Annotated in this window: 10 protein-coding genes; 8 read left to right on the top strand and 2 right to left on the bottom strand. The window is 32.3% G+C overall.

Going from position 1 to position 12654, the window contains the following annotated elements; translation table 11 throughout:
- The first annotated feature begins 237 nt into the window (after window positions 1-237).
- The 7 genes from DIU01_RS06670 (at window position 238) to DIU01_RS06640 (ending at window position 8325) form a co-directional block, all read left to right on the top strand.
- Entirely contained in the window at window positions 238-2043 is a 1806-nt protein-coding gene (locus tag DIU01_RS06670) for a gliding motility-associated C-terminal domain-containing protein (protein WP_290832746.1), read from the top strand.
- 72 nt (window positions 2044-2115) lie between these two features.
- The gene (locus DIU01_RS06665; protein ID WP_290832744.1) at window positions 2116-2904 is read left to right on the top strand and encodes an RNA methyltransferase; all 789 of its coding nucleotides are present in this window, start codon (window positions 2116-2118) and stop codon (window positions 2902-2904) included.
- A 112-nt stretch (window positions 2905-3016) separates the two neighbouring features.
- Window positions 3017-5236, top strand: a complete 2220-nt coding sequence (locus DIU01_RS06660; RefSeq protein WP_290832742.1) for a RelA/SpoT family protein — start codon at window positions 3017-3019, stop codon at window positions 5234-5236.
- The gene (locus tag DIU01_RS06655) at window positions 5236-6087 is read left to right on the top strand and encodes a DUF5829 family protein (RefSeq protein WP_290832740.1); all 852 of its coding nucleotides are present in this window, start codon (window positions 5236-5238) and stop codon (window positions 6085-6087) included. The genes DIU01_RS06660 and DIU01_RS06655 overlap by 1 nt, the downstream gene beginning before the upstream one ends.
- 70 nt (window positions 6088-6157) lie before the next feature.
- The gene (locus DIU01_RS06650) at window positions 6158-6610 is read left to right on the top strand and encodes a Fur family transcriptional regulator (RefSeq protein ID WP_290832738.1); all 453 of its coding nucleotides are present in this window, start codon (window positions 6158-6160) and stop codon (window positions 6608-6610) included.
- Between the two features lie 86 nt (window positions 6611-6696).
- Window positions 6697-7968, top strand: a complete 1272-nt coding sequence (locus DIU01_RS06645) for an adenylosuccinate synthase (protein ID WP_290832736.1) — start codon at window positions 6697-6699, stop codon at window positions 7966-7968.
- 60 nt (window positions 7969-8028) lie between these two features.
- Window positions 8029-8325 (top strand): hypothetical protein, encoded by a 297-nt coding sequence (locus DIU01_RS06640; protein ID WP_290832734.1) that lies wholly within the window; start codon window positions 8029-8031, stop codon window positions 8323-8325.
- 226 nt (window positions 8326-8551) lie between these two features.
- Here DIU01_RS06640 and DIU01_RS06635 read toward each other — a convergent pair whose 3' ends face one another.
- The gene (locus DIU01_RS06635) at window positions 8552-9073 is read right to left on the bottom strand and encodes a CIA30 family protein (protein WP_290832732.1); all 522 of its coding nucleotides are present in this window, start codon (window positions 9071-9073) and stop codon (window positions 8552-8554) included.
- Between the two features lie 112 nt (window positions 9074-9185).
- Entirely contained in the window at window positions 9186-11054 is a 1869-nt protein-coding gene (locus DIU01_RS06630) for an alpha-amylase family protein (protein WP_290832730.1), read from the bottom strand.
- 130 nt (window positions 11055-11184) lie between these two features.
- On the opposite strand from DIU01_RS06630, the gene DIU01_RS06625 reads away from it, so the two are divergent.
- On the top strand, window positions 11185-12654 hold a 1470-nt coding region (locus tag DIU01_RS06625; RefSeq protein ID WP_290832728.1), incomplete at its 3' end, for an OstA-like protein.

The raw sequence follows: 12654 nt of genomic DNA, 5'->3' as shown, positions 1-12654 counted from the left end.
ACGGAATTATTTATTGAAGTTGTTTAAACTTTTATGATTGAAACGAAAAATTAGGGTTTTTGTTTCAGATTTTAGCTTTTTTTCATTGCATCGTTGTACTACGGAATTAAAAAAAGATGAAATATGGGATAAAAATACAATTTTACAACCAATTGAAAAAAGTTTAAACGACTTGATTGACAAAACCAATTTCAAAAATAGTTATAATTAAAAATAAATGACTATTTTTAAACNNAGATGTGTATAAGAGACATTTATTGGGCTTTTAGTATCTTTTTACTATCCATTTGTTCAATTTACGGGCAAAATGTAGCTTTATACAATCAATTCAATGGTCGTTACGATTTTACTTTTATAGGAAACACCATGAATGTTGCCGAAAATACGGCTTTTGATCCTTGTGTAATTTTAACCAGTTCATCGGCGACTTATAACTTAAATCCGGGCGATGTTGTAGAAAGTGCCTATTTGTATTGGGCTGGTTCTGGAACAGGAGATTTCAACGTAAATTTAAACGGAACACCAATTGTTGCCGAAAGAACTTTTGCGCTTACTTGGGCAAATTCAGGATTGCCTTTTTTTAGTGCTTTTGCAAATGTAACTTCGCTCGTTTCAGCAACTGGTTCTGGTAGTTATACATTATCAAATCTTGATGTTTCTAGTTTTTTAAATCCAAACAATTATTGTGTAAACGGAACCAATTTTGCAGGTTGGGCAATCGTAATTGTTTATAGAAATGACGCTTTGCCTCTCAATCAACTTAATATTTATGATGGTTTACAGAGTGTTCCAACAGCGCTAACAATTAATCTAAGTAGTCTCAATGTTATTGACAATGCCGATGCTAAAATTGGTTTTGTAGCATGGGAAGGCGACAGAAATATTGCAGTAGGAGAAACGCTTACTATAAATGGAAATGTTATCAGTAATCCGCCATTAAACCCAGCAAATAATGCCTTTAATGGAACAAATAGTCTTACAGGAAGCACAACGTTGTACAACATGGATTTGGATATTTATAACATAGAAAATAATATCGAAATTGGTGATTCATCGGCACTAATTCAGCTTACATCAAGTCAAGATTTTGTCATGATTAATGCGGTTGTCACCAAATTAAATAGCCAATTACCCGATGCAACTATAAGTATTGACGAAATTATTGAAGAATGTAATTCGAGATTGATTCAAGTTAATTTCACAGTTTACAATACTTTAAGTACAAATGAACTTCAGTCAGGAACACCAATCGCAATTTATGCTAATGGTGAGTTCATTCAATATACAGAAACTACATTGCCAATTCCTATCGATGGAAGTTGGAGCAGTCAAGTCACTATTGAAATTCCCGATACTATTCCAGATGGATTTAACCTTCTATTTGTAGTCGATGATGATGGAACCGGAACTGGAATTGTAACCGAATTGTTAGAAAATAACAACACCGATCAAGAAATTATAACGTTCAATAGTTCTCCAAGTTTTAATGAGTTACAACCCATAATTAGCTGTAATCAAGGATTAACCAGCGGAACATTTGATTTTGGAAATTATGACGAATTAGTTTTGGCAAATCCAACAGATACTTTTATTGGTTATTACGAATCGAATGAAGATGCAGAAAATGACGTGAATGCAATTTTGAACACAACAAATTATTTAGCAACTGCAACTCCAAAAGAAATTTTTATTCGAGTTGAAAATGAAAACTGTTTTGCAATTACCTCTTTTTTGTTAAATGTGAGAAATTGTCCACCAACCGTTTATAATTATGTTTCTCCAAATAATGACAATTACAATGAAACGTTTTTTATAAAAGGTCTTTGGGATATTTTTGTAAATTTCGAATTGGAAGTCTACAACCGTTGGGGAAGATTAGTGTGGCAAGGAAATAATCAAACCGATGATTGGGACGGATTTTCTACAAAAGGATTTAAATTAGATAATGAACTTTCTCCAAAAGGTACTTATTACTACTTACTTTTCTTAAACGATCCCGATTATCCGCAACCACTAACCGGATTTTTATACCTCGAAAAATAACGATACATCATTTTAAGATGGTCATTTCTAAAAAACTCTGTAATTTAGCAACCTAAATCAAGTAATTTTCCATTGAAACAAATAACCTCTTCTCAAAATCCGTTTATAAAATCGTTAGTTCAATTGCAAGAAAAAGCGAAATCTCGAAAACAATCGGGTACTTTCTTAATTGAAGGAAAACGTGAAATCGAACTTGCCATAAAAGGAAATTACGAATTGGAAACGGTGTTATTTTTACCCGAATTAATTTCAGAAGAACAACTTTCTAAACTATCAAAATCGCAAATCAATTTGATAGAAATCAATAAAGAAGTCTATCAAAAACTAGCGTATCGCGATACAACCGAAGGAATTATTGCTGTTGCAAAAACAAAATCCTTAGCATTACAAGATTTAAAATTGCCCGAAAACCCATTGATTTTAGTAATGGAATCAATAGAAAAACCTGGAAATATTGGAGCAATGCTTCGAACGTGTGATGCTGCAAATATCGATGCCGTAATTATCGCCAATCCGAAAACTGATTTATACAATCCAAATATTGTTCGCTCAAGCGTAGGTTGTTTATTTACCAATCAAATTGCAACAGGTTCAACCGAAGACGTAATTCAATTTCTAAAAGAAAAAAATATTGCCATATTTGGTGCGACATTGCAGAATTCCAACTTCTATCACACACAAGATTATACTATTCCAACTGCATTAGTTGTTGGCACAGAAGCAACTGGCTTAACTCAAGCTTGGCGCGATGCTGCTACACAAAACGTGATTATTCCAATGCAAGGCGAGATCGATTCTATGAATGTTTCGGTAGCTTCAGCCATTTTATTATTTGAAGCCAAAAGACAACGCGGATTTTAATTCAGCAAAAATAATATCCTACTTATCGTATCATAATTATTGTCGAATTTGTTATATACAATTTGCACAATTCATTTCTTATTCTTATTTTTAGCTAATTGAAGATTAGGCCATGATAGAAATCGATTTAGAAGAAGAAAAGAAAGCATTAGCTCGCGAGTACAAAGAATTACTACGTATTAGTTATCAAACACTTACGCCAGAAGATAAAAAACTAATTAGAAAAGCGTTCGATGTGGCCGTTGATGCGCACAAAGACCAACGACGCAAATCTGGTGAAGCCTATATTTTTCACCCAATTGGTGTTGCCAAAATCGTTGCTTCAGAAATTGGACTCGGTCCAACAAGTATTGCTGCGGCTTTACTTCACGATGTTGTTGAAGATACGCCAATAACAATTGAAGATATTGAAAAACAATTCAATCCTAAAATTGCGCAACTTGTAGAAGGTTTAACCAAAATTTCTCAAGTTAAAAAAGACATGAACATTTCAATGCAAGCGGAAAATTTCCGTAAAATGCTATTGACTTTGAACGATGATGTTCGTGTAATTTTGATAAAAATCGCCGATAGATTGCACAACATGCAAACGATGGATTCGATGCCCGATTACAAACAAGTGAAAATTGCATCGGAAACGTTATACATTTATGCGCCACTTGCCCATCGATTGGGATTGTACAACATCAAAACAAAACTAGAAGATTTAGGATTAAAATATACAGAACCAGCCGTTTACAATGATATTGTAAGCAAAATGAAAGAAACTAAAGAAGAACAAGACGAATACATCAAGTTAGTTTCTGATGTTTTAAAAAAATCCTTAAACGAAGAAAGTGTTGATTACACAATAAAAGGTCGACCAAAATCAATTTATTCTATTCGACGAAAAATGTTGGCTCAAAACGTGAGTTTTGATGAAGTTTACGACAAATTTGCGCTTCGAATTATTTACAAATCCAACCAACATGAAGAAAAATTCTTGGCTTGGAAAATCTATTCGATAGTAACTGATCATTATAGACCAAGTCCGAGTCGTTTGCGCGATTGGATTTCTTCACCAAAATCAACCGGATACGAAGCACTTCATATTACCGTCATGGGACCAAAAGGCCGTTGGGTAGAAATTCAAGTTCGAAGTGAACGCATGGATGAAATTGCCGAAAAAGGTTACGCAGCACATTATAAATACAAACAAGGTGTTACCGAAGAAAATGGTTTGGATGTTTGGTTGAATTTACTAAAAGAAGCTTTAGAAAATTCAGAAACCAATGCGGTAGATTTTGTGGAAGATTTCAAAATGAATTTGTATGCTAAAGAAATCTTCGTTTTTACGCCAAAAGGTGAAATTAAATCACTTCCAAAAGGAGCAACTTCATTAGATTTTGCTTTCAGCATTCACTCAGAAATCGGAATTAAAACCAGAGGAACACGAGTTAACGGAAAATTAGTTCCATTAAATTACGAACTAAAAAGTGGTGATCAAATTGAGATTATTACTTCTGTAAATCAAAAACCAACAATAAACTGGCTCGATTATGTTACCACATCAAGAGCCAAAAATAAAATTAGAAACGTTCTCAACGAGAATACCAAGAAAATTGGCGAAGAAGGAAAAGAATTACTAACTCGAAAACTAAAACATTTAAAAATTACTTTAAATGAAAATGTGGTTAACGAATTGGTGAATTTCTTCAAATTAAAAACAAGCTTAGATTTGTTTTATCGCGTTGGAATTGGATCGATCGAAAATCAACAGTTGAAAGATTATGCAGCTCAAAAAAGCAATACATTAATCAACTTCTTTAAGAATAAAATCAAACGTTCTCCAACTACCAATTCTGAAGAAATTCACCGACAAGAAATAACTAATAAATACGATTTATTGGTTTTTGGAGTAGATCAAGACCGATTGGATTATAAATTATCATCGTGTTGTAATCCAATTCCTGGTGACGAAGTATTTGGATTTGTAACGATAAATGAAGGCATAAAAGTGCACAAAAAAGATTGCCCAAATGCTATAAGTATGCAATCTAATTATGCTTACCGAATTATGCAAGCCAAATGGGTTGACTCTTCACAACAAGAATTTAGAGCCGTTTTAAGAATCACCGGAATGGACACTTTGGGATTAACTAATGAGTTAACCAAAGTAATTTCAAATCAAATGCACGTAAATATTCAAAGTATTTCCTTGAGTGGCGAAGCAGGAATTTTTAATGGTCAAGTAACGGTTGTAGTTCAAAATAATACCATCCTGAAAAAACTAATGGACAACATTAAAAAAATTGATGGAATTGATAAAGTGTCACGAGAAAATAAAAATTAATGAATTGGTCATTTAAATATCTTTTTTTAATAATTCCACTTTTTGCATTTGGACAAATAAAACCCAAACAAATAGCAATAGATATTAACACAATTTACACAACTATAGATTCCCTTTCCTATTCGAATCTATTTGAAAATTCATTTGTAACAGACACTTTGTTTTTTTGCAAAGAAAATAGTTCTACAACTGATAAAGAATCTTATACTGGAAAATATTTTATAGGAAAAGCAGCAACAATAGAATTTTTTAAACCAATGAACACTACTTTGTCTGGAGATACATTTGGCGATATTGGGATTGAATTTAAAACTCGAAAAATAGATCAACTGCAACATTTCAAAAATAATTCCAACAAAATAGATACCACTTACATAAATTATGATAGCATAAAAATGCCTTGGTACAAAAGTTTAAAATCAAATTATTTAAACAATCATACTGATGTTGTTTTACTTGAATATCAAAAAGAGTATTTATCTTTTTTGGGCTTTTCAGATCAAGAAATTAGTTCAGAAATGACTTATTCTCAATTTAATGCAAAATTATCTGGTGGAAAAAAATATCCAAGAAAATTTAATACTCTTAAATCTATCGAGCTAAATTTAGAAAAAGAAGAGTTTGAAAATCTAAAAAAATGTATTTTAAATTTTGGCGGCTCGGTACATAAAAAAAAACTCAGCATAAATGGATTTGAAATAATATGCTACATAAAAAAACAAGAACAATTTAGGCTAAAACAAATTGTAATAGATTTAACAGATAAAGTTCCGCATAAAAAAATAAAAATTTCAGATTTAATTACAATTGAAATAAAAAATAAAATTGCCATAATTAAGTTTAAATCATGATAATACTACTTTAAGACTTTTGACTTTAAGACTTTTGACATTCCGACAAATTTAATTACCTTTGCCAGATATGACACTAATTGCTAACGATAATACTAAAAATCAAGAAACTGTTAAGAATGTTTTTACAGCTTATCTTGAGAACAAAGGACATCGAAAAACTCCTGAACGCTATGCTATTTTGCAAGAAATTTACAATAGCGAAGAGCATTTTGATATAGAAAACTTGTACATCAAAATGAAAAACAAGAACTATCGTGTTTCTCGTGCCACTTTGTACAACACGATAGAATTGCTTTTAGATTGCGGATTGGTTAGAAAACATCAGTTTGGGCAAAATCAAGCGCATTACGAAAAATCGTATTTCGATAAGCAACACGATCATATCATCATGACCGATTCGGGTGAAGTAATTGAATTTTGCGATCCACGAATTCAAACCATCAAAAAAACAATTGAAGATATTTTTGGTATAGAAATCACCAATCACTCTTTATATTTTTACGCAAATAAAAAACCGTAGAGACAAGGCAGTGCCTTGTCTCAAGTAAAGACAAGGCAATGCCTTGTCTCAACAATAAATAAACAACAACACACAATACAAAAACAATGACTGTAGATTTACTACTCGGATTACAATGGGGTGACGAAGGAAAAGGAAAAATCGTTGACGTTCTAACTTCTAAATATGACATTATTGCTCGTTTTCAAGGCGGACCAAATGCTGGACATACCTTAGAATTTGATGGAATAAAACACGTTCTAAGAACTATTCCTTCTGGAATTTTTCACGATAACAACATCAACGTAATTGGAAATGGCGTTGTAATTGATCCTGTAGTTTTCAAAACTGAAATTGACGGTTTAGCCAAATTTAATTTGGACATCAAATCGAAATTAATCATTTCAAGAAAAGCACATTTAATTTTACCAACGCATAGATTGCTTGATGCGGCTTCTGAAGCTTCTAAAGGTAAAGCTAAAATTGGTTCTACTTTAAAAGGAATTGGACCAACTTACATGGACAAAACTGGTAGAAACGGTATTCGTGTTGGAGATATTGAACTAGCCGATTTTAAAGAAAAATACCGCGCTTTGGCAAACAAACACGAAGAAATGATTAAGTTCTACGATGTTGCCATTCAGTACAATTTACCAGAATTAGAAAAAGAATTTTTTGAAGCTATTGAAGATTTAAAAAAATTAGATTTTATTGATAGCGAAGAATACTTAAACCAAGCACAAAAAGCAGGAAAATCAATTCTTTGCGAAGGTGCACAAGGTTCATTATTAGATGTAGATTTTGGAACGTATCCATTTGTTACTTCTTCAAATACCACTGCTGCCGGAGCTTGTACAGGTTTAGGAATTGCTCCAAATAAAATCAAAGAAGTTTACGGAATTTTCAAAGCCTACACAACTCGTGTTGGTTCTGGACCATTTCCAACAGAAGATTTTGGCGCTGCTGGCGATATGATGGCAAGCGTTGGAAACGAATTTGGAAGCGTAACAGGAAGAAAAAGACGTTGCGGTTGGTTGGATTTAGTAGCGTTAAAATATGCCATTCAAGTAAATGGTGTTACGCAATTAATGATGATGAAAGGCGATGTTTTATCGGGATTTGAAACGTTAAAAGTATGTACGTCTTACAACTATAAAGGAGAAGTTATTCAACACTTACCTTATAATATTGAAGAAGAAAACGTTCAACCAGTTTACACTGAATTCAAAGGTTGGAAAGCCGATTTAACTGGATTAACAACTTATGAAAGTTTACCAAAAGAACTAAAAGAATACATCGAATTTATAGAAAAAGAAGTCGAAGTTCCAATAAAAATTGTTTCTGTTGGACCAGATAGAAAACAAACGATACTTAAATAAATTCTAAAAATATAAAATCCCAAATTCCATCTGAAATTTGGGATTTTTAATAAAAATACGATGCTAAAAAAGACCTTTGCTACAATCTTATTTCTTTTACTTTGCAATACAATTTGTGCACAAGAAAGTCAAAAAATTACTTTAAAAGAATTTATAGAACAAGTTAAAGAGAAAAACGAATCTATAAAAAAAGCCGACAGTGTAAATGTTATGATAAATGATTTATTAACTGAAAATCATGATGAATATAAAATTGATCCTAAAAATATTTCCCGAATGGAAATTCTAGTAATTGAACCAGAGAAAAATACTTCAGGAGTAAAACCTAGTATAATTATTTCTACTATAATAAAATAATTTTTTTACAATTTAAACACAAAACTCTCGCTCAAACCAATAGTTACGTTCAAAACTCCTACTCCATTTTCGACTTTTAAAGTCGGTTCACTTACATGTACTTGACCATTTATTAAACAAATACCAGATAGCGTTAAAATGTTCCGCAGTTGATAGCATGGATTGCAATCCGAAACTACAATAAAACTCTAATATTATATTCTATATTTGATTGCGAATGAAAAAATCATTCAACCTCAATTTTATCTACAAGTAATTCGAAATTTTCATTTCTCTTATTTCCTATTAGAAATGCTATTTCCGCCAAGCTTTGACCATCATAATTAGGAAGTTGAAGTGTTCTACCTCTGAAAGAAGCATATAATTTATTTACAGGAATTTCAATCGTTTCCCATTCAGTTGATGTTTGAAATTCGTAGATATAAGAATAATAATCGCTCTGATTTTTCTTAACTCTAAATTGATATTTTTTACCGTCACCTTTTAAACGGATTTTAAAAACACTTTTATCTGATAACTTTATAGGATTAAAAAAATGACGCACCGAACAAAATCCACCATTGTTTTCTGTAGAAACTGTTCCTTTGAAGGTACCATTTCCATTTGAGTCAACGAAAAAATCACTTGATGAAATGCCACCCATAACGCCATCATCAACTACATTCCAACTAGATAAGTTACTATCTTTAGAAAAATCAAACAATAAAATTGGATTTAATAACATTGAAAAAAATATGATCATTTGCATTGTCTAGTAGTTTTAATAAACAAACTTAAGCAACACATTTTATCGCAACGAAATTTTAACACTATTAAACAGTTTAATAACAATTGTTTAAGTGCAAAACTTTATTTGTCAATTACATCTTTAAAATAAAACTTTCGCTTGCGCCTAAAACCAATTTTATTATTCCTATTCCGTTTTCAACAACCATTGTCTTTATACTTCCGTACAATTGGTCAATAACTTCATAATTTCCATCTTTTAAATTCCATTTTGCAATTACATCAGAAGGAATTTTTAAATCGAAATTACTTTTAGTTACCCAAGAAAAATTAGCTACTACAATCAACTTTTCATTTTCAGACCAACGTACAAAAGAATAAATTCCTGAATCATAACCTTCAGTTTCTGCTCTATTTACCGATTGGATTTCTTGAAATTCGCCCATCAAAGCATCACTTTCAAGAGAAAAATTCAATAATCGTTTGTAGAAATCACGAAGATTTTTTTCTGATTCCGATAATTGTCCGCCGTCAAATTTCCCGCCATTCATCCAACGTTGGTGATTTGGTACTCCAACGTAATCAAAGATTGAAGTTCTAGAACGAGTACCAAATCCGCCATTTTCATTTCCAGCTTCGCCAACTTCTTGTCCGAAATAAATCATTGTTGGTGATGTACTTAACGTTGTAGAAACTACCATAAGTGGTTTTCCTTTTTCTGGCGTTCCAGCAAATTCTGGACTTGCCAATCGTTGCTCATCGTGATTATCTAAAAAGTGCAACATGTGATGTTCGATATCTGCCATACTTTTTTGAATATCAGAAAGTCCATCAGGCAATTTTTTTCCTTTAATTACGTCTTTCAAATGATCATAAGTCGCCACTTTATCATACAAATAATCCATTTTTCCTAAGTGGATGTAATTTCTATATTCGTCCGGATTATAAACTTCTGCCAACAAAAAAGCATCCGGATTTTTCATCTTAATCGCCGAATTCATATAACTCCAAAATTCATACGGAACCATTTCGGCCATGTCATATCTAAAACCATCAACGCCTTTTGCAGTCCAATACAAAGCAATATCTCGGAATTTTATCCAAGAACTCGGAACACTTTTATCTTTCCAAAACTCAAAATGATCTGTATAAGATTTTGTATCAAAACCAGCTGGCAATTCTGGAAAATCTTTAGAACCATCAGGACGAACACCATAATTTACTTTTACTGTTTCGTACCAATCATTGATATCGGGTTTTGCTAATCGCGAACCATTTCCGGTCCATTTTGCAGGATTTTCATCAAATTTGCCATTAATTAATGGATTTTTTTCGCCATTCAAAGGTTTGTAATTATCCGATGTTGGCACTTGAAAAGCTTGTCCTGGAATGTAATAAAAGTTATTGTCACGAGCATATTCAACAGATGTATCGTCATCGGCACCAAAATCGCGAACGCCACTTGGATTATTTTTACCTTCATATTTTCTAGCAATATGATTGGGTACGATGTCAATTAGTAATTTCAAACCATTATTATGAGTTCTTGCAATTAGCTCTTCAAATTCTTCCAAACGTTTTGACGGATTTACTGCTAAATCTGGATTGACATTATAGTAATCTTTCACCGCATAAGGCGAACCAGCGCGACCTTTAACCACTTCTGGATCATCATTAGAAATTCCAATTGAAGTATAATCGTTTACCAAAGCATGGTGCGGAACGCCAGTGTACCAAATATGTGTAACTCCTAAATTCTTAATTTCGGTTAAAGCTGTATCGGTGAAATCATTAAATTTTCCAACGCCATTTTCCTCAATTGTTCCCCAAGGTTTGTTGGTAGTATTCTGATTTCCAAACAATCTTGTAAAAACTTGATAAACCACCTTCTTCTTTTCCACAACGGTAACTTTTTTATTTTTTGATATTTGATTGGTATTTTTTGTTTGAGAACATGCCGATAACGCTAGTGTTATCATTGCAAATACTATAGCTCTTTTCATTTTGAAGTTGTTTAGGTAACTCATTCAACAAATATAAAAATTTGACGCACATTTATAACATGTAATAAAAAAATCTTAATAACCATTTGAGTTGGCTCTATTTTTATAAATTTGCTTAAAAATACAACCCTTGAAAAAATACATCTTCTTTGTCGGATTGCTTTTATTGAGTTTTTCAAATGCTTTCGCACAAAAAACAAGCACAATTGTAATCGAGAATTCCGATTTTTCTGATTTAAACGAAATTGAACTTCCAGGCGCATTTTTATTGACAGGAAATGTTCGTGCTGTTCATGATGGCGTGGTTTTAACTTGTAATAAAGCCTATTATTATAAAAATGAAAACTACATTAAGGCATTTGGCGATGTACAAATGGTTCAAGGCGACACCTTATATCTAAATGGAAAATATGCCGAATATAACGGAAACGTAAAACAAGCATTTGCCACTGGAAATGTCGTGATGCGTTCGCCAGAAATGTCGTTGGTAACCGATACCATAAATTTTGATAGAGTAAAACAAGAAGCCTATTATAATTCTAACGGAACCATTGTCAATAAAGAAAATACCTTAAAAAGTAAATCGGGTAGATATTATCTAACTCAAAAGAAATATCAGTTTTTAACATCCGTTGTTTTAACGAATCCGCAATATGTTATTAAATCAAATCATTTGGATTATTACACTAATTCGGGTCACTCTTATCTTTTCGGACCATCAACAATAACTGGTAAAGAGAATTTCATTTACACCGAAAAAGGGTTTTATGATACCAAGAAAAACAAAGCGCATTTTGTAAAAAACTCCTACATAAAATACAACGATCGATTGATTAAAGGCGACAGTTTGTATTATGATAGAAATCAAGAATTTGCATCGGCAACCCGAAATGTAAAAATCACCGATTCGATAAATAAAGCAATTATTAAAGGACATTACGGAGAAGTTTACCGTAATAAAGATTCGCTTTTCATTACCAAAAGAGCTTCTGTTCGTACTTTGATGGAACAAGATTCGATGTTTATTCACGGAAAAAGATTGGTTGTAACAGGTAAACAAGGCGAACGAATTATTCGCGGTTACAACAACGTACGCTTTTTTAAAACCGACATGAGCGGAAAATGTGATTCACTTCATTCTGATCAAAAACACGGATTGACACAACTCATTGGAAGACCAATTTTATGGAATTTTGATAACCAATTAACTGGCGACGTAATGCATCTAATTGGAAATAATCAAACAGAAAAACTCGATTCTTTAAAAGTGCTCAACAATGCTTTTATAATATCCAAAGACACCATTGGAACTGGCTATAATCAGGTAAAAGGACTCAATCTCTATGGGAAATTTCGAGACAATAAACTGTATGAAGTAGATATTGTAAAAAACACAGAAGTTATTTATTATTTACGAAATGACGAACAAGAACTGATTGGTATTAACAAGAATTCGAGCAGTAAAATCAATATGATTCTTGACGGAAAAACCATCGAAACCATTACCTTTTTCAATAATGTTGATGGTGAAATTTATCCTGAAGCCGAACTACCCGAAAACACCCGGAAACTCCGAGGTTTTGTATGGCGTGGCGATGAA

Origin of the sequence: Flavobacterium sp. (genome assembly GCF_003525665.1) — a bacterium.
Taxonomy (GTDB): Bacteria; Bacteroidota; Bacteroidia; order Flavobacteriales; family Flavobacteriaceae; genus Flavobacterium.
This window is presented reverse-complemented; position numbering and strand designations above follow the sequence as displayed.

Bases quoted from the DNA above. Each gene is read 5' to 3' on its own strand.
- DIU01_RS06670 (WP_290832746.1), top strand. From the start codon at position 238: ATGTGTATAAGAGACATTTATTGGGCTTTTAGTATCTTTTTACTATCC.
- DIU01_RS06660 (WP_290832742.1), top strand. From the start codon at position 3,017: ATGATAGAAATCGATTTAGAAGAAGAAAAGAAAGCATTAGCTCGCGAG.
- DIU01_RS06655 (WP_290832740.1), top strand. From the start codon at position 5,236: ATGAATTGGTCATTTAAATATCTTTTTTTAATAATTCCACTTTTTGCA.
- DIU01_RS06650 (WP_290832738.1), top strand. From the start codon at position 6,158: ATGACACTAATTGCTAACGATAATACTAAAAATCAAGAAACTGTTAAG.
- DIU01_RS06645 (WP_290832736.1), top strand. From the start codon at position 6,697: ATGACTGTAGATTTACTACTCGGATTACAATGGGGTGACGAAGGAAAA.
- DIU01_RS06640 (WP_290832734.1), top strand. From the start codon at position 8,029: ATGCTAAAAAAGACCTTTGCTACAATCTTATTTCTTTTACTTTGCAAT.
- DIU01_RS06635 (WP_290832732.1), bottom strand. From the start codon at position 9,073: ATGCAAATGATCATATTTTTTTCAATGTTATTAAATCCAATTTTATTG.
- DIU01_RS06630 (WP_290832730.1), bottom strand. From the start codon at position 11,054: ATGAAAAGAGCTATAGTATTTGCAATGATAACACTAGCGTTATCGGCA.